We start from the raw sequence: 18,734 nt of genomic DNA on the forward strand, positions 1-18,734 counted from the left end.
GGTGCTTTTGCCTGATAGTTTTATCTCATAGCTGTATTTCACTAATGGTAATGCACAAATTAAACAGCGATAAATAGGCAGACCTGATTCGGATATAAAGTGATCCTATTTTTATTAGGAGAATCTTTGATATGTTAGGTTTAACCTTACTTTATGTGGGTGCCGTTTTATTGATTAACGGACTCTGGCTACTCGGAAAAATTCAAGATAAAGAAGTACCCGTCATTAATTTTCTAGTGGGGATACTAAGTTTTCTAATTGCCACCTATATGGTTTTTAACAATACTCATGATCTACATTTAATAAGTACTGGCGCGTTTACTTTCCTGTTCGCCTTTACCTATATATGGACGGGTATCAATCAGTTTTTAAACACAAATTCAAAAGGATTAGGCTGGTTTTGTCTGTTTGTTAGTCTTACGGCGTTATCAGTCGCATTAAATGCCACGTTTAAAATAACTCTAAACTTTAGTGGCTGGAGCATCTTCAACTGGTACGCTTGGGCACTTCTATGGTTTTTAGACTTTGTTATGCTCAGCTTATCTAAGAATATAGAAAAGCAAGTGGGTATGTACGCTATATTTTGTGCCATAGCAACAGGATGGATACCGGGGCTACTCATTCTACAAGAGTTGTACGTTATTTATTAGATTCAATTTATTAGAAGAACAATAACTAAAAATAATAATAAATAAAGGATACTTAAATACATCGACTAAAAAAACCCATGTCCCTTATTTACATTACCAATGTCTATAAGGTGCATGGGTTCTACTCATAAATTAATGAACTGTTTATAAAAGAGAAATAAAAAAGTAGAAGTAAAGTTATGGCACTAGCCTTCCCCATACACGTTAATTGACTTCCCTTTATGTTCCCTTAATCTTGCCTCTACCTTGTTAATTTAATCCGACAGTCCAAGCTCTTCTTTCATGGTCTCAACAATTTTGTATTTTTGAATTTTGCCCGTCACCGTCATAGGATATTGATCAACAAAACGGATATAAGTTGGAATCTTAAAATGCGCTATTTGATTATAACAAAAGTTTTTGACCTCTTTTGCAGTCATGGTTTCACCAGCTTTCGGAATTATCCAAGCGGCCAATACCTCTCCGTAATGATCATCGGGTATGCCGACTATTTGGACATCCGCAATTTTAGGATGACGATATAAGAAGTTTTCAACTTCAATGGGATAAATATTTTCACCGCCACGTATCACCATATCCTTGCTGCGACCTACTATCGAAATATAACCCTGCTCATCCATACTACCAAGGTCACCGGTATGCATCCAGCCATCGACGATTGCTTCGGCTGTCTTGACGTTGTCATTCCAGTAGCCTTGCATGACCGCATAGCCTTTAGTCATCACCTCACCCACTTCACCGATCGGTAGGATATCTCCACTCTGTGTGTCTACAATTTTCACCTCTAAATGAGGTTGTACCAAACCCACAGTCGAGATGCGTTTTTCAAAGTCAGTGGTTGGTAGAGTTTGCGTAGACTTAGGACTGGTTTCGGTCATTCCATAAGCAATGGTAAGCTCATGCATATGCATATCTTTTATAATACGCTGCATCAGCTCTCGTGGACAGCTTGCTCCACCGGTCACGCCACTTCGCAGACTGGTCAAATCAAACTCTGAAAATTTTGGATGATTTAAAATAGCCAAAAACATACTGGGCACCCCATGTAACAAGGTACAACGCTCTTCGCTTACCGCTTGCAATACGCTTAAGGGATCAAAGCTGGTACTAGGATAAACGAGAGTACCCGCATGCGACAATACGGTAAGATTACCTAGCACCATCGCAAAACAGTGGTATAACGGCAGTGGCAAGCATAGTTTATCTTCAGGCGACAGACATAGTGCCTCCCCTAAATGATACGCGTTATTCAGTAGGTTTCTATGCGTTAAAGTCGCCCCTTTTGGGGTGCCTGTAGTGCCACTCGTAAACTGAATATTAATCGGGTCATTAGCATCCAACTGTTGTTGACGTTCTGACAACTTTGGGTCATCGGCATCACCTTCCGCCATCCAGTCGGAGAACTTTTGCATAAACCCAAAGTGTTCTTGGCTATCAGGCTCATCTATCCAAATGAGACGCTTTAAATTGGGCAACTCAATTAACTCAAGGCACTCATACTGTTGATGATACATCTCTGGTGCCATTTCTTGCACCATTTGTACATAATCACTGGTCTTAAAATGACGCATAAAGACGAGTACTTTGCAGTCCACTTTATTGAGCGCATACTCTAGCTCCGTTATACGGTAAGCAGGATTTATATTGACTAATATAATACCGGCTTTGGCAGTGGCCAACTGCATTAACAGCCACTCGCTATTATTGTGCGACCAAATCCCTACTCGATCGCCCTTTTGTAGACCCATTCTTATCATACTGCTGGCCAGTTGATTGGCCTGCTTTTGCAATTGTTTATAAGATAACCGTCTATTTTGATGGCGAGAGACGAGCGCCTCTTTATCTGGAAATTTCTCAACGACCTCATCGAAATAATCGCCTATTGTTGCTTCAATTAATGGCGTATCTGTTGGTCCAATATCGTGACTCATGCTCAATGGGGCATTTTTTGACATGGCTTGTGGGTAGCGTTGTTCTAGTAACTCTCTAAACATTAAAACTCTCCTTGTCATCTTATGAATACAGGTTCTATGATTCAGCGTTAACGCATCCTTGTTATCGCGGTGGTTATTTCAATTGTATGATGAGTAATCCCATACCGAACGCTTGATTCCTAACGCTTGATATGCCATTCATATATAATCACAATTTAGACTAAAATGAAACTAAATATATCATTTTAGTTTTAGACTTCTATAAACTCTAGTATTTTGATTCGCTCTCATTATGCTTATTAGAATAGTTAGACTTGTTAAAATAGCTAGGTCAGTTAGAAGAGTTAACCTATTCCTTTTATTAAAATAGCGCTGTCATTAGGATTTAATTTAGGTTGAATACGCATAAAATTAATACACATAGAAAAAGGAGCCTATTTAGGCTCCTTTTTCTTAGGTTTTTTAATATTAGACTGTGTGAATATCTAACTATTTACAAATTTACAACTATTCACCGACGATATCAGGACCATCATGACCTAACCAAGCATAAATACCACCGCCAATCGCAGCACCAATTATCGGAGCTACCCAAAACATCCATAGCTGTGACAACGCGCCACCGCCAACGAATATGGCAACGGCAGTTGAACGCGCTGGGTTGACTGAGGTATTGGTAATTGGAATACTGATAAGATGAATCAAGGTTAAACCAAGACCAATGGCAATTGGCGCAAAACCAACGGGTGCACGGTGATGGGTTGATCCCATAATAATGATAAGGAATACAGCGGTTAAGACAACTTCAGCAATCAAGGCTGACATCATACTATAGCCACCTGGAGAAAAATCACCAAAACCATTGGTCGCAAATGCACCTGCACTACTGGCATCAATGGCAAATCCTGATTGACCCGTTGCGATTAGATAAATAATGAACGCACCCAGTGCCCCACCCAGTACTTGAGCAATGATATACCCTGGTAATTGTGCGGCCGGAAAACGCTTACCCACCATTAAACCAATGCTAACGGCTGGGTTAAAATGACCACCAGAGATGTGCCCAAACGCATAAGCACCGGTTAAAACTGTCAGACCGAAGGCTAATGCCACACCCACAAATCCTATACCGAGTGGGTTACCATCACCCCCAAAGTTTGCCGCAAATACGGCACTACCACAGCCGCCAAGGACTAACCACATTGTGCCTAAAAACTCGGCCGCTAATTTTTTTGAAGTTGTCATATTACTTTCCCTATAATAAGACGCTATGCGTCTTTTATAAATTATATTAAATACTGTCCGTTGTAACTCGTACAGTTATCGTCAACTAACTTACCTATAGCATAAAGAAATGCTATAAAAACCATCTGCTATAAAAATTACCTACCATAAACGTTCCCTGTAGTTAATATATCTAACTTGGCAGATAATGATAAATAAGCAAAAAAAGTCCCTTTAAATAATAACCACCTGAAAACTTATGCTGGTTAATAACTATTTAAAGTGAGTTAAGTTATTTTAAAACGACTTATTGTACATTGATTTGTACAATTAAGGTAATTATTTTAGCCCAGAAATTATCAATATCTAAAAATGACTTTAACAAAGTCATTTTCCCATGAAGCTAGAAACAAAAAAGGTTATAAACATAAAACAAGAAAGAGAGGAAAAACACTATGACAGAACTTAATCAAAAATTATGCATTGATATGGTCTCTGATGTGATGTGCCCTTGGTGCCTTATTGGCTATTTACAACTACAACAAGCTTTAGATAAGACTAATACCTCATGTGAGATACAATGGCATCCGTTTGAGTTAAATCCACATATGCCAAGCGAGGGGCAAAATGTGCGAGAGCACTTGATGGAGAAATACGGTATTACTGTTGAGCAGTCACAGCAAAACCGAGCTCATATCACCCAAACCGCTAAAGACTTGGGATTTGATATGAACTTTAGTGATGATATGCGAATGTACAATACATTTGCTTCGCATCAATTATTACACTGGGCGGCACAAAAAGGTCGGCAACATGAGTTGAAAATGGCATTGTTTACTGCTCACTTTACCCAACATCGTGATGTGTCTGATCACGCTATATTGGCTGAAATTGCAGAGTCTGTTGGTCTTGATAAAGATGAGGCTTTAACAGTGCTAATAGACCAACGCTATGCAAATGAGGTTCGTGAGGAGGAGGCATATTTTACCCAGCAAGGCATACAGGGCGTCCCTGCGATTATCTTTAATCATCGTCATTTGGTGACCGGTGCTCAAGGCGTGGATAACTTTGTTGGGGTAATTGAGGAATTAAAACAGTAAATAGTTAAAACAGGAGCTACTAAACCATTAAAAAAAGCAAAATATAAGCTTTAATATCGAAGCCCTTTAGACGGGGATAAATATGTCAGTTTTAAGGCGTATTTCTTACAAAACTATGGTCGTGCCTCGTCTCTCAGCTAAGAGCGAAGCGCGGCTATAGTTTTAATTACCGATAGATACCCTGTATTGCCGGTAACTATTAAGAATAGTTAAGTAAGAATAGCTAAGTAATAATAGCTAAGTAATAATAGCTAAGTAATAATAAAAGCAAGTTGCTCTATTTATCTTCCAAGAACTCAACAAAAGCGTTAACAAATTTTTGTAAATACTTTTGTGTACGTTCACTGCTAACCTTGTTATTTTCATCTAAGGCATCACCAGCATGACTCAGATATATTTCTGGCGCTAATAAAACTTGTGCTGCAAAAGGTAGCATGGTTTTGCGTAAATCAAAGCCGCAACTTCTACCACCATACGTCCCAGGTGAAGCAGTGACAAAGGCTACTTTAATATTGTTAAGTACAGAGCCCTCTTTTGGACGCGATAAAATATCAATCGCATTTTTTAATCCGCCTGGGATAGTGCGATTGTACTCTGGCGAGACAATCAATAATCCATCAGCATCTCCCACTTGGTTGCGAATACGGGTATAACTTTCTGGTGGTGTATCCGTATCAATGTCTTCATTGTATAAAGGTAAATCATCGATTTGACATTCGGTCACAGTAACCTGCTCAGGCATTTGCGATACCATGTATTCAGCAAAGGCTCGGTTTATTGACTCTTTACGTAAGCTACCTATTATTAAAGCAATATTCAAAGGTTTCACGTCTTGCATTATAACTCCTTAATTTATTTTTTAATCGTTAGTGTTTAAATTAATGCGGTTTAAACCCTATTTGCTAATTCAATCATGAGGTCTAAGGAAAATTTCTATTTAGTTATACTACCAAGAATTAATTATATGAAATGATACAAAGCGTTGTTGTGATGTTCCTTGGTTTTTAGGTTTGAATACGTTTGGGGAAAGGATGCAGAAAAAACGTATCCAACCTAAAGCTGGATAATAAAATGTAATACTATATGTGTATAAAAATCCAAAATTTACCTCTATATTTGAGATATATGTAAAATATAAGATTAATGACACATATAGCCCGTGTACAAGGGTGTGGTTGGATTTTTTAAGCCTCGTAGAGGGGCAAAAAACGTAACCCACTTTTTTAATTGATAGTAAGAATGACAATGATTTTATAATCGCTCCTCGGCAACATCCACCATTGATTCATAACTTTCTTCAGAATTGGTATTATTCATTGCATAAAAAAAGGACTCAATCATGAGTCCTTTTCTTTGTTGCGATTGATTGTTATGTTTGGTGCGCGAGGCGCACCCTACCTTTGTTTAAAACAAGGCATTATTTCAACAATAACTCATTGACACGTTTTAGATAAGCCGCTGGGTCATCAAGTTGACCGCCGTCTGCAAGCAACGCTTGGTCGAAAATGACTTGCGCAAGGTCATCAAACTGCTCACTAGATTCAAGTTTTTGAATCAAAGGATGGTTTGGATTAACTTCTAAAATGGGCTGAGTATCTGGCACTTCTTGACCCATCTGCTTAAGCATTTGGATCATCTGAGGTGACAGCTCGCCTTCTGGCGTTACTAAGACAGCAGGACTATCCACTAATCGATTGGACACCCGAACATCTTTAGCACGGCCGCCGAGCGTTGTTTTTAATTTATCGACGACAGGCTTTAAGCTTTCTTCTGCTTTTTTGGCCTCTTCTTTTTCTTCCTCGTCTTGTAGGTCACCTAAGTCAACCGCCCCCTTGGCGATATTCTGTAATGCCGTTCCATCAAACTGAGTCAGGAAGTTCATCGCCCACTCATCGACACGGCTAGTCATTAGGATAACTTCGATACCTTTTTTCTTAAATAGCTCTAGCTGAGGGCTATTTTTAGCAGCCGCTAAATTGTCAGCGGTGAGGTAATAAATCGCTTTTTGACCCTCAATCATGCGCTCTTTATAGTCAGCAAAGCTGGTCTCAAGACCCTCATGAGTACTGGTGGTATAACGTAGCAACTTAGCGATGCGCTCTTGGTTACTCATGTCTTCGCCAAGACCCTCCTTGATGACATCACCAAACTCAGCGTAAAATTGCTTGAACTTGTCTTGCTTGTCGGCATCTTCACTATTAGCAAGACTGCCAAGAAGCGTCAACACACGACGCGCGTTACCATCACGGATAGACTTCACATCACGTGATTCTTGAAGAATCTCACGGCTGACGTTTAATGGTAGGTCTTGCGAATCAATCACACCCTTCACAAAGCGTAAGTACATGGGCAATAACTGCTCAGCATCGTCCATGATAAACACACGTTTTACATACAGCTTAAGACCGTGCTGTTGCTCGCGAGCATATAAATCAAACGGTGCTTTTTTTGGAATATATAACAGCTGCGTATATTGAACCCGCCCTTCGACACGGTTATGTGTCCAAGCTAATGGGTCGTCAAAGTCATAAGTAATGTTTTTATAAAAATCGATGTACTCTTCATCGTTAATCTCTGAGCTCGAACGGGTCCATAGAGCGCTGGCTTTGTTAATGGTTTCCCACTCATCGGTCAATACCATTTCACCGCCACTGCTCACAGGCGCGCCAAACTCGTCAACTTTATCGTTATCATCTTCGCCCTCTTCTACCATATCTTCTTGCCAGACTTCTTTGCGCATTTGAATAGGCAGGCTAATATGATCAGAGTATTTATTGACTAAGCGTTTGATCTTATTGCGATCAAGATAGTTATCTTCGCCTTCGGTAAACTCTTCTTTTAGATGAAGCGTGATTGAGGTGCCACGGGTGTCTTTGGTGATGGTTTCGGTGGTAAATTTACCCGTACCATCTGATACCCAGCGCACGCCTTGATCAGCTGGCGTGCCCGCTTTACGAGACTCTACAGTGATGGTATCGGCAACGATAAATCCTGAATAGAATCCAACACCGAACTGACCAATCAACTGACCATCTTGTTTTTGCGATTCTGATAGCTGTTCCAAAAATGCTTTGGTACCAGACTTAGCGATAGTACCTAAGTTTTCAATCGTATCTGCTTCATTCATACCGATACCGTTATCGATAAAGGTAATGGTTTTCGCCTCTTCATTGATATCAATACGGACTTTTAACTCGCCATCATCTTCATACAGGCTGTCGTCACTGGTCGCCTCAAAGCGTAATTTGTCACAAGCATCCGATGCATTTGAGACCAGCTCACGCACAAAAATATCTGAATTTGAATACAGGGAGTGTGTGACGAGATGCAATAGTTGGGCAACTTCAGCCTCAAAAACATGCTGTGTAGGGTTGTTCTTATTGTTCATATTATCGTCGCTCATATTATCCTCTCAAATTTTACGTAATTATAATGACGTTAACTTACCAATGGGTTAACTAACTAATAGGGTCAGTACAGTAATTTTTCAAGATAATAAATCATTCTTGGAGAATAAAACTTTATGGTTAACGCAAAAGATAATATTTAAGTATTTAAACGCTATAGGCAACTGGGGGTTATTTATTAAACGTCTGGCTCTATCTCTCAGACAGTGCCAATAAATAATTCCCAGTTGCATCAAATATTAAATCTCAGAAAGTTCTAAATTTGGAAAATTAAACTTAATAACATTTTAACGTTAGCCTAAATGACAATATTTAAACCCTTACTAAGCAACTGGGGGTTATTTATTAAACGTCTGGCTCTATCTCTCAGACAGTGCCAATAAATAATTCCCAGTTGCATCAAATATTAAATCTCAGAAAGTTCTAAATTTGGAAAATTAAACTTAATAACATTTTAACGTTAGCCTAAATGACAATATTTAAACCCTTACTAAGCAACTGGCGGGTATTTATTAAACGTCTGGCTCTATCTCTCAGACAGTGTTAATAAATGATTCCCAGTTGCATCAAAAACTAATTCTGGGTCAGTTCTAAATTTGGAAAATAAAACCTAAATTACAATATACACTGTAATTTGAATAAAGACTTATACGTGGGTTTCGCTTCGCTACACCACACGCTACGCATGTTGCATACTACTATGTTGGTTTGAGTGTCAGACATCGCAGTCGCTAAAAGGGTAATAAAAAAACGCCGGCGGTAATATAGCCAGCGTTGTATAAAAATACTAGTATGTGTATCATCTATACAAACTATTTAAGTCTGTAGAATAGGGTTGTATGACACTAGTGGTGACTACTTCTTAGGCATAGGACGAATCGTCAATATCTGCTCACTACGCCCAAAAGGACCTTGCAGATCATGTAGTACCGCACTGGTCAAACCAACACCATCTGATCCATATTGCTGAACTGCCTCAATACCCAACCATTTACCTTGAGGTAAACGGTGCATATGAATTTGCAAATCTGTATTGGGAAACATCCATTGCATCTCATCTAAATTAGGTGCTATTCGTGGCACCACACCATTTGCAGTGTCCACCAGACCCATGAGGCGTACTACGTCCGATGTCACCTCACCCTCGACCATATCTAAGTCATTCGTTAACCATACCAAGCCCTTACCCTCACGGCGATTTGGGTCGGCGGCTAGACGTAGGCTTTCAATAAAGCCACCTGGCCACCCACTCATTCCGTCCCACGATGGCAAATTATTCGGATCAGAACTGGGCACTTGATCCTCTAATCCTGCCACTTCAGAGGTATCACCTGTGCACAATCGCCACGCTCTTGCAACGATACTATCACAGTCACCACTACTAAGCACCGACTCTATAAGCTCAATAGTACGTCCTGGGCGTATGCAGCGAGTGGTTACCGTAAACTCTTGAAACGGAATCACTCCCAATATATCCAAGCTCAATCGTGCCAAACGTAAATTATCGTGTGGAGAATAAGCAATAATTTCTTTAGTCAAAATACCGGTCGCTGGCGCCATGTGTTGCTCATTATCATTCCAAGCGCCTTTTGCATGCGGGGTCGGTTTATAATGTGCAATACAACTATTATCTGGCTGAATCTTGCGGCTAATGAACTGATAGTATGCCGTCATAAATTATCCTTAAAATTACCTTTGTCACTCATAAATGATTGATTATTTTTATTTTTTTATCTTAACAAATTAAAATATCATTATTAAAATCTTATTAGGGTCTTCTGGGTTATTACATAAAAAAGTATCATAACCTGACTTGCTTTACAGGGATGCGTAACTCCTTGGGCAAACTAAAGGTGACATTCTCTTCTATACCCTTCAGCTCATCTGGCAAATCACCGCCCCACTGTTGCAGTTGTTCCAGCACCTCTTGGATTAAGACCTCAGGCGCTGAAGCGCCAGCAGTAACCCCTACCGCGTTAACCCCTTCAAACCATTCTTTTTGCATTTCACCCGCATTGTCTATCAAATAAGCTTTACAATTCATCCGTTCTGCAAGCTCTCGTAGTCGGTTTGAGTTCGAAGAGTTTGGCGATCCGACGACCAACACGACTTCACAACGACTGGCGAGATCTTTTACCGCATCTTGACGGTTTTGAGTGGCATAGCAGATATCGTCTTTGCGAGGCCCTTGAATATTTGGAAACTTTTTACGTAGAGCATCAATAACGACAGCCGTATCATCCATTGATAAGGTTGTTTGAGTGACGAAAGCCAGACGATCTGGATCACTAACTTCAAGCTTAGCAACGTCTGACTCATTTTCTACCAAATGAATCTCACCGCCATACTGAGCGCTAAAACGTCCCATTGTGCCTTCTACTTCAGGATGACCTTGATGCCCAATCAAAATAGCATCCATTTTGTCACGGGCAAATTTAGACACTTCGATATGTACTTTAGTGACCAAAGGACAGGTGGCATCAAATACGGTTAAGTCGCGGCGCTCAGCTTCATCCTGTACCGCTTTTGATACGCCATGCGCTGAAAAAATGACAATTGACCCATCAGGTACTTCATCAAGCTCTTCAACAAAGACCGCACCACGATTGGCTAAATCTGATACCACAAACTTGTTATGAACGACTTCGTGACGGACATAGATAGGCGGCTCAAAACGAGCTAATGCTTCATTGACAATAGCAATAGCTCGATCGACACCCGCACAAAAACCACGTGGATTGGCAAGATAAATTTGCATAACAGACCTTCACAATAGATAATCGAATGAATAAGAGGGGGCAGATGACACTGACTAACTTTCAACACTTAGCTGACTCAACACTTAGCTGACTCAACACTTAGATAACATAGTTTGCTTACTGGTATAACTGGCTAACTTAAAATTACCGTCAGACTGTTTAGTGACTACTTTAACATATCTAGTAAAATAGCAGGCAAATCACGGGCTATTTTATCGTAATAAACATTGTTTTTTCATCATTCTTAGGGCGTGTCCCTATTTGGTTGGTGAGGCTAAAAATGTGATAGATTTTAGTTAATCAAAGTAAATTTTGCAGAGAATATAGATATATTGTCTAAAAATTTGCAAAGATTAGCGGAAATTTAGCCATTTTTTAGCCCATCAATCTTCAAAGTACCAATTAGGGACACGCCTTAATGACCGCCATAATCTTTATACATCACTATTGTTAAGGAACTTCCCGTATGAAAGGTTCACTTTTTATTATTACCGCTGCCTCAGGCACAGGCAAGACATCGTTGGTAAAACAACTTATAGCGACGACTAATGACTTGGCTGTCAGTATTTCGCACACTACCCGCCAGCCTCGCCCAGGAGAAATTGATGGTCAGCATTACCATTTTATTAATACCGCTCAATTTGTAGAAGGCATTCAGGCAGGTGAGTTTTTAGAGCACGCACAAGTATTCGACAACTACTATGGCACCTCACAGCAAAGTGTCAATAAACAGCTAGAGTCAGGCATTGATGTCATCTTAGAGATTGACTGGCAAGGGGCGTTACAAGTGAAGGAGCGCTATGACGATGTCACTATGATCTTCATTTTACCCCCTAATAAAGCCACTCTTCGCCAACGTCTATCATCACGTGGTCAAGACTCTCAAGAGGTGATAGAAAAGCGTCTGGCTGGGGCAGTGACCGAAATGAAGCAGCATGTCCATTTTGATTATTTAGTCATTAATGATCAGTTTGAAGCGGCATTATCTGAGCTCAAAGCAATCATTGTCGCAAAACGTCAAACCCTTGCTCGTCAACAAGCCCGCTACGGCGACACCATTGCAGATCTGATTGAAGATTAAACTGCTGGCCGTTTAACCTTCAATAAATTTAACAAATTATTGACTAACCTTGTTATAATGACCGATTGACTATCTATTATTAATTTTTAAATGTCATTTATATTACATATCACTTAGTGATAACAAGAGGATTTTATGGCCCGTGTAACCGTAGAAGACTGCTTACATGCAGTAGACAACCGCTTTGAGCTGGTATTGGTTGCCAGTAAGCGCGCCCATCAATTGGCTAAAGGTGTTTCTGAGCCTTTAGTAGAAGTAGAAAACGACAAGCCAACGGTTTTGGCTTTACGTGAAATTGCTGCCGGTTTAGTAACTAAAGATATTTTAGATCAACCAGAGCATCATTTTGCCACAAATTCATTAGACTTAGCATTAAGTGGCGGTCAAGGTTTCTAACTCGTGTTGAGCAGCGTTATTTCGACAAAAAGTGAGTTTTATGCTTAATAAACAACTCATCACAAAGACCACGATAAGCATTTTGCAAATCGTGGTTTTTTTATTCTAAGGCTTTGATTTGATGATCAGCACACTTAAAACAGGATGGACATCCAATCTAGAATTAACCTCTTAAGGTAACCTATCATCTAAGACGTGTGCAAACGTTACTACAAACGTTATTAATAGTCCATTTAATGAGTCTAATCGAGTCTAAAAAGGATGGGGTATTCATAAAAAAAGGGTTCATTTCAAAATTTAGTTACAGTTTCCTCATCTTTAGAGTTGACACCACACTATATTTGCGATTAATTAAATGACTGCCTTTAAAATTTCTTGCTTTATTAAGTTAAATATAAGCCTCATAATTAATTTAAGATTAACGGCTATTAATCGATTGTTTTCACAACTAATTTAATTTACTTTTTAATGTATTAATGTTTGCTAGCTGAAGGATGAAACTATGCCGCCTTTTATTGAAAATTCGACAACTCTCTTAGATGCTAGCGTTACCTCATTCGACCCTGAAAATAATATGATAAAACCCTTTAATACTGACATAGATGGTAATGTCATTAATAATATTGCTAACTCTGATAATATTATAGACCCTGTCTCAAGCCCCTATATTACCCTCCCAGATTCACATGATGATGAGCATTTGAATCAAACCACCTATATGCAGAATTTACCAAAACTCAGTCATCATTTAGTAGACGAGGCACAGCGCAATCTAATGCGTGCCGTTGCTTACTTGAATGATGATGAAAAAAAGGATGTGCTCGAAGCTTGTGCCTATGGCGATTTGGCGCATATTAAAGACAAACGAAAATCAGGTGAGCCCTACATCACTCACCCTATTGCGGTAGCGGAAATTTTAGCGGGTTTTAGACTAGACCGAGACACTATAATCGCCGCCATTTTGCATGATACCGTAGAAGATACCGAAGTCACCTCTGATGAGATTACTAAGCGGTTTGGCAGTACAGTAGCTCACTTGGTCGATGGCGTAACTAAACTAAAATCGTCACATCATAACAAGCAACAAAATAAAGCCGCCACCTTCCATAAGATTATGTCTGCCACACTTGATGACCCGCGAGTCTTGATCATAAAGTTGGCCGATCGTTTGCATAACATGTCGACCCTAGACTCGGTTCGTCCTGAAAAACAGCGCGCTACTGCTACTGAAACCTTGCAGTTTTATGTGCCTTTTGCCCGATTAATGGGACTTAATGACATTGCCGATTATATGGAGATCTTGTGTTATCGAAATCTTGATCCCGTCATGTATACCAAAATGTCGGATAAACTGTTACAGCACGGACTTGGCAGAAAGTATCAAAAAGAAAGCATCCAGCAGTATCTAAATTATGTATTAGATAAGCATAAAATTTCAGGTCACGTGCGCGTCTTAGACAATCAAGTTATTATGTATCGGCAATTCTTCCGTAACCGCGGTGAAATTGATGATTTGCTACGTCATTATTCGTTTGAAATTGTCACAAATACTATTGAGGACTGTGACTTATTGGCGGAATATCTAATTAATAAATATAAAATTCAAGACAGCTTTGTCGAAGATAATATCCGCCATCCCTTACCTGGAGGCAATCAATCTTTAACACTAACCTATAAGCGGGACAATGATACGATTAAAGTGACCTTATTGACTCGCAAAATGCAGGCAGCTTCTCGTTTAGGCGTCATTGGTGCTGAACAGGCCTCTGAGCTGAGTCGCTCGGTCATCAAAGCATCCTTACGAAATATGAAGGAGTTGATTGATTTAAATCAGGAAAATAATACGAACGGTACTGATTTTGATGATTTGGTTCAAACCATCGATGAGCTGATTTCTTACTTAAACTCACGAAAAATCTTGTGTTACAGTCCGAAAGGTCGTGCTTATGAGCTACCGCGTGGAGCGACTGCATTAGACTTTGCCTATGCAGTCGGTCCAAAAGTTGGCAACGTGGCAGTTGGCGCAAAAATCAACGGTAAAGACTCTAAGCTTGGCTCCACCCTAAAGGCTGGACAAACGGTTGAAATTGAGGTGGATCAAGACGCCAAACCTAAAGCCGAATGGCTAGGTATTGTGGTGACTAGTAAAGCGCAGCGTACCCTAAAACGCTGGTTTAGTAACTTACCAAAAGCCGAACAACAACAGCATGGCAAACAAGCGTTAGATCGTGCCTTAAAAACTTATGGCAAATCACTCAATGACGTCACTGAAGCGGACTGGGACGACTTATTAAAATGGCAAAATGTCAGCAGTATAAATGAGCTGTATGAAAATATGAGTGTTGGGGCACTCCTGCCTCAATTAGTGGTCTCACGCTTATTTAGTGATGATGTGACCAAATCTCACCAACGTGCGCATCAGACGGGCTTTGATCGTCCCAATCAGTTGTTATCAAATGCCAATGGTGTTGAAGTCCACTTTGCAGGCTGTTGTCGACCTATATTTGGCGATCCGATTATTGGTCATTTAACCATGCATGGACTGGTACTGCATCGCCATCGCTGTTACTCTATTATCAATAAATATGTCGAAAAGCCTTATGAATTAGTCCAGCTCAATTGGTACAGTGAAGATCAGATTGAAAAGCATATTAAGCATCCGAGTGATCGACCTCATTTTACGGCCTATTTGAAAATCAACTTGGCGTTAAACGATGAGCAAGTCTCCCACGTCCTATATACGCTTCGTCAACTCAGTATTGGCATTGAGAAAATTGATATACGCTCAGACTCCACCGTAATTCATGTCATAGTGCGTAGTCGAAGCCATATTTTAGAAGGTATTGAGGCGTTACGTCCACATGTTGGTTTTGGTAGTATTAGACGTCTTTACCGGTTATAACTTTTGAGGTGGCCTGATTATAATTTTCTCACTTAGTGTTTTTTGAATAGTGTTTTTTGAATAGTGTTTTTTGAATAGTGTTTTTTGAATAGTGTTTTTTGAATAGTGTTTTTTGAATAGTGTTTTTTGAATAGTGTTTTTTGAATAGTGTTTTTTCAATAGTGTTTTTTCAATTAGCGGTTTAAAATTAGTAGTCAGAAGTTAGAGTTTGATTTATAAGTTAAGGATTAGCGTTTAGAGAGTAGTGCTTAAGAAATGATTGGTTAAAAGTTAAACACTATATTGGTTATACCTATCCTTTAAATATTCTTTAAAAGTAATCGTAAAAATAAAAGCAAAATAATGACAATTAAGGAAATCAATATGTCAAAGCAAATTATTCATACCGATAAAGCCCCAGCCGCGGTAGGCGCCTATTCACAAGCGGTAAAAATCCCTTCCAATGGGGGTAGCTTAGTTTATATATCAGGTCAATTAGGCTTTGATCCTGATACCATGCAACTACGTGACGGCTTTGAGGCTCAAGCCGCACAAGTTATGGACAATATTGAAGCGATTTGTGAAGCAGCCGGTGGTAAACTGAGTGATGTGATTAAATTCAATGTCTCATTAACCGACTTAAATGACTTTGCGGCACTTAATAACATTTTTAGTGAGCGTCTCGTTGAACCCTACCCTGCTCGTGCTGCCGTACAAGTGGCTGCACTACCCAAAGGCGGTGTGGTTGAAATCGAGTCAATTTTATTTATTGAAGACTAGGGTCTTTATAAAATACTGACAGATAGCAAGCAAACATCTAGATACGTATTATTTCATCTATAATCCTATAGTCATAGAGAGGTTACCCCAAGATGCTTATTCGTGTCGCATTACCGGTTCCTCTCTATCGTGAGTTTGATTATCTCCCGCCAAAATCTTCTAGTTCCTCCCTACCCTCTAATGCGAAGCACATTAGCAGTCTTACTAATAGCAGTCAAACCCAGCAAAATATCAGCCTATTAACTACCGATTTACCGCCAATCGGTGGGCGGGTTCAAGTACCTTTTGGACGGCAAACTTTAATCGGTATTGTGGTCGATCATATTGATATGAATGACAGCGATGTCCCTATCAATAAGCTTAAATCTATAAAATCCAGCCTTGATAGCTCTGCTATTTTGGACGAACAAATGCTGTCGTTAGCACGGTGGTTAGCCCGTTATTATCATTATCCTTATGGTGATGTGATTTCTGTCATGTTGCCAACACTGATTCGCCAAGGCAAACCATTAGATTTATTGATCACGCATTGGCGCATACTGCCTCATATCAATGACTCAGACTTCCCTGCTAATGCACATAAGCAAAAGAAACAGTTTGCGATGCTTAAACTCTATGGGGGTAGTGGGGCCAGTGAAGAGGCTTTATTATTAGAGGGTATGGAGCGGCCTTTTTTAAAGCGGTTAGAAGACAAAGGCGTAATCGAGCACTTTTTAGAAGAACAGCCTGCCCCAAAACCGGTGACCATCGCCAAAATGCCGCTTACCTTAAATAAGCAGCAACAACAGGCGGTTGATGCCATCTTATCTACCACAACAGAGGGTAAGTATACAGGCTATTTGCTTAACGGGGTTACAGGTAGTGGCAAGACTGAAGTTTATTTACAGGCCATGTTTCCAGTACTGCAGGCAGGTAAACAGGTGTTGGTGCTCGTACCTGAGATTGGGCTGACCCCACAAACCAGAGCAAGATTTGCAGAGCGCTTTGCGGCAAATATTCTGCTCCTTCATTCCGGTCTTAATAATACTCAGCGCCTGCATGGGTGGGAGGATTGCCGTCAAGGTAGAGCCCAAATCATCATTGGTACACGATCCTCGATACTGCACCCATTTGCTGATTTAGGATTGATCATCGTTGATGAGTCGCATGATCAGTCTTATAAGCAGCAAGATACACTTCGATACCATGCTGCCGATGTGGCGTTATACCGAGGTTTTCAACTCGGCATACCGGTGGTTTTAGGAACGGCAACGCCTTCATTAGAACATCTTAAACTTGTAGAAGATGGCAAGCTCACGGAGCTGAGGTTAACAGAACGTGCCGGCAAAGCTTTGCCTGCTAAAATGCAGCTGGTAGACGCCCGAGACAACCCGACTAAGTTCAGTGATCTGCCCGTTCAGGCTCAGGATACCAATACTGCCTCAAGTGGTGGCAAACAACCCTCACTGTTGCCTAACTTAAAGAGTTCACAAAATACCGGGTTGACCGACAGTATTATCAGCGAGATTCGTGAGACCTTGGAGGCAGGTGAGCAAGTGTTGGTGTTTTTGAATCGCCGAGGCTACGCCCCAATATTGCTATGCGAAGCATGTGGTTGGCAAGCTGACTGTGTCCGCTGTGAGGCTCACCTAACCGTTCACCACAGTCACCTGAATAACCATCAACCTAGCTACTTAAAGTGTCATCACTGTGACTGGCAAGCCGCCATTCCTAAGGTTTGTCCCGACTGTGCTAGCGTCAATCTAAGTGCGGTAGGTATGGGCACCACCCGCCTTACCGAAAGTTTGCATGCCTTGTTTGCAAATCCGCAAACCAGCAAAAAGACCTATCCTATTATCCAAATAGATCGGGATACCACGCGACGCAAAGACAGTTGGGAGGACATTTATCGGCGTATTCATACCGGAGATCCTGCTATATTAGTAGGTACGCAGATGGTAGCCAAAGGGCATCATTTCCCAAATGTGACCTTAGTCTGCTTACCCAATGCGGATAGAGGATTTTTATCCCCAGACTTTCGCTCCCCTGAGCATACAGCTCAGCTCATTGTTCAAGTTGCGGGACGTTCAGGTCGCGGCACTAAACCTGGTAGGGTATTGATCCAAACGGTCCAACCTGAGAATCTATTACTGCGAAAATTGGTGCGTGAAGGCTACCAACCTTTTGCTCAAGAGCTGTTGAAGGAGCGAAAAATGTTGGGTCTGCCGCCTTATACCTATAGCGCATTAATACGCTGTGAAGGTAAAACGTTAGAGCGCGCCACCAAGGCATTACAAGATGCCATCGCCATACTGCCTCAACATAACTTGGCTATTTTAGGGCCAATAGACGCTCCAATGAAAATGAAAAATAGCCGCTATCATAGTCAGCTTTTACTATTGGCCAAACAACGCCCTGATTTACATCATGTGCTTAACATTTGGTGGCCACAAGTGATACAACTGCCTTCTGCCAAATATCTAAAATTAACGTTAGATATTGATCCTATTGGATGGTAGCGTCAGTGGTCTATAGTGACTAGC

At 40.5% G+C, this 18,734-nt stretch carries 13 protein-coding genes; 7 read left to right on the forward strand and 6 right to left on the reverse strand.

The annotated features are described in order from the left end of the window. The first annotated feature begins 131 nt into the window (after positions 1-131). Positions 132-650, forward strand: a complete 519-nt coding sequence (locus AC2SLT_RS09010; RefSeq protein ID WP_486547323.1) for an AmiS/UreI family transporter — start codon at positions 132-134, stop codon at positions 648-650. A gap of 254 nt (positions 651-904) precedes the next feature. Here AC2SLT_RS09010 and AC2SLT_RS09015 read toward each other — a convergent pair whose 3' ends face one another. Both AC2SLT_RS09015 and aqpZ read right to left on the reverse strand, forming a co-directional pair. Beyond that, positions 905-2,644 (reverse strand): AMP-binding protein, encoded by a 1,740-nt coding sequence (locus tag AC2SLT_RS09015; RefSeq protein WP_486547324.1) that lies wholly within the window; start codon positions 2,642-2,644, stop codon positions 905-907. 447 nt (positions 2,645-3,091) lie between these two features. Next, positions 3,092-3,829: an aquaporin Z gene (aqpZ, locus tag AC2SLT_RS09020; protein ID WP_486547325.1), complete on the reverse strand. Its 738-nt coding sequence runs from the start codon at positions 3,827-3,829 to the stop codon at positions 3,092-3,094. Between the two features lie 434 nt (positions 3,830-4,263). On the opposite strand from aqpZ, the gene AC2SLT_RS09025 reads away from it, so the two are divergent. Further along, entirely contained in the window at positions 4,264-4,908 is a 645-nt protein-coding gene (locus AC2SLT_RS09025) for a DsbA family oxidoreductase (protein ID WP_486547326.1), read from the forward strand. A gap of 277 nt (positions 4,909-5,185) precedes the next feature. On the opposite strand, the gene AC2SLT_RS09030 is transcribed toward AC2SLT_RS09025, so the two are convergent. The 4 genes from AC2SLT_RS09030 to ispH form a co-directional block, all read right to left on the reverse strand. Beyond that, positions 5,186-5,746: an NADPH-dependent FMN reductase gene (locus AC2SLT_RS09030; RefSeq protein WP_486547327.1), complete on the reverse strand. Its 561-nt coding sequence runs from the start codon at positions 5,744-5,746 to the stop codon at positions 5,186-5,188. A gap of 579 nt (positions 5,747-6,325) precedes the next feature. After that, positions 6,326-8,296 carry a molecular chaperone HtpG gene (gene htpG, locus AC2SLT_RS09035; RefSeq protein ID WP_486547377.1) on the reverse strand — a complete coding sequence of 657 codons (1,971 nt, stop codon included), beginning with the start codon at positions 8,294-8,296 and terminating at the stop codon, positions 6,326-6,328. Positions 8,297-9,170: 874 nt separating this feature from the next. After that, positions 9,171-9,989: a thioesterase family protein gene (locus AC2SLT_RS09040; protein ID WP_486547328.1), complete on the reverse strand. Its 819-nt coding sequence runs from the start codon at positions 9,987-9,989 to the stop codon at positions 9,171-9,173. Positions 9,990-10,116: 127 nt separating this feature from the next. Next, positions 10,117-11,073 (reverse strand): 4-hydroxy-3-methylbut-2-enyl diphosphate reductase, encoded by a 957-nt coding sequence (gene ispH / locus AC2SLT_RS09045; protein ID WP_486547329.1) that lies wholly within the window; start codon positions 11,071-11,073, stop codon positions 10,117-10,119. Between the two features lie 467 nt (positions 11,074-11,540). Here ispH and gmk point away from each other — a divergent pair, with 467 nt between their 5' ends. The 5 genes from gmk (at position 11,541) to AC2SLT_RS09070 (ending at position 18,710) form a co-directional block, all read left to right on the forward strand. Further along, the gene (gene gmk, locus AC2SLT_RS09050) at positions 11,541-12,155 is read left to right on the forward strand and encodes a guanylate kinase (RefSeq protein ID WP_486547330.1); all 615 of its coding nucleotides are present in this window, start codon (positions 11,541-11,543) and stop codon (positions 12,153-12,155) included. 135 nt (positions 12,156-12,290) lie between these two features. Then, a complete protein-coding gene (gene rpoZ / locus AC2SLT_RS09055) occupies positions 12,291-12,551 on the forward strand; it encodes a DNA-directed RNA polymerase subunit omega (protein ID WP_486547331.1) in 261 nt (86 codons plus the stop codon). A gap of 718 nt (positions 12,552-13,269) precedes the next feature. Continuing rightward, complete coding sequence (locus AC2SLT_RS09060; protein ID WP_486547378.1) at positions 13,270-15,453, forward strand: RelA/SpoT family protein; 2,184 nt, start codon at positions 13,270-13,272, stop codon at positions 15,451-15,453. A 363-nt stretch (positions 15,454-15,816) separates the two neighbouring features. Beyond that, a complete protein-coding gene (locus tag AC2SLT_RS09065; RefSeq protein ID WP_486547332.1) occupies positions 15,817-16,212 on the forward strand; it encodes a Rid family detoxifying hydrolase in 396 nt (131 codons plus the stop codon). Positions 16,213-16,304: 92 nt separating this feature from the next. After that, the gene (locus tag AC2SLT_RS09070) at positions 16,305-18,710 is read left to right on the forward strand and encodes a primosomal protein N' (protein WP_486547333.1); all 2,406 of its coding nucleotides are present in this window, start codon (positions 16,305-16,307) and stop codon (positions 18,708-18,710) included. Positions 18,711-18,734: the final 24 nt, after the last annotated feature.

Source organism: Psychrobacter sp. CX18 (genome assembly GCF_057396215.1).

Excerpts from the sequence above, each read along its gene's own strand:
- aqpZ (WP_486547325.1), bottom strand. The coding sequence starts at position 3,829 with ATGACAACTTCAAAAAAATTAGCGGCCGAGTTTTTAGGCACAATGTGG.
- AC2SLT_RS09040 (WP_486547328.1), bottom strand. The coding sequence starts at position 9,989 with ATGACGGCATACTATCAGTTCATTAGCCGCAAGATTCAGCCAGATAAT.
- gmk (WP_486547330.1), top strand. The coding sequence starts at position 11,541 with ATGAAAGGTTCACTTTTTATTATTACCGCTGCCTCAGGCACAGGCAAG.
- AC2SLT_RS09060 (WP_486547378.1), top strand. The coding sequence starts at position 13,270 with ATGCAGAATTTACCAAAACTCAGTCATCATTTAGTAGACGAGGCACAG.
- ispH (WP_486547329.1), bottom strand. The coding sequence starts at position 11,073 with ATGCAAATTTATCTTGCCAATCCACGTGGTTTTTGTGCGGGTGTCGAT.
- AC2SLT_RS09070 (WP_486547333.1), top strand. The coding sequence starts at position 16,305 with ATGCTTATTCGTGTCGCATTACCGGTTCCTCTCTATCGTGAGTTTGAT.
- htpG (WP_486547377.1), bottom strand. The coding sequence starts at position 8,296 with ATGAACAATAAGAACAACCCTACACAGCATGTTTTTGAGGCTGAAGTT.
- AC2SLT_RS09030 (WP_486547327.1), bottom strand. The coding sequence starts at position 5,746 with ATGCAAGACGTGAAACCTTTGAATATTGCTTTAATAATAGGTAGCTTA.
- rpoZ (WP_486547331.1), top strand. The coding sequence starts at position 12,291 with ATGGCCCGTGTAACCGTAGAAGACTGCTTACATGCAGTAGACAACCGC.
- AC2SLT_RS09065 (WP_486547332.1), top strand. The coding sequence starts at position 15,817 with ATGTCAAAGCAAATTATTCATACCGATAAAGCCCCAGCCGCGGTAGGC.
- AC2SLT_RS09025 (WP_486547326.1), top strand. The coding sequence starts at position 4,264 with ATGACAGAACTTAATCAAAAATTATGCATTGATATGGTCTCTGATGTG.
- AC2SLT_RS09015 (WP_486547324.1), bottom strand. The coding sequence starts at position 2,644 with ATGTTTAGAGAGTTACTAGAACAACGCTACCCACAAGCCATGTCAAAA.
- AC2SLT_RS09010 (WP_486547323.1), top strand. The coding sequence starts at position 132 with ATGTTAGGTTTAACCTTACTTTATGTGGGTGCCGTTTTATTGATTAAC.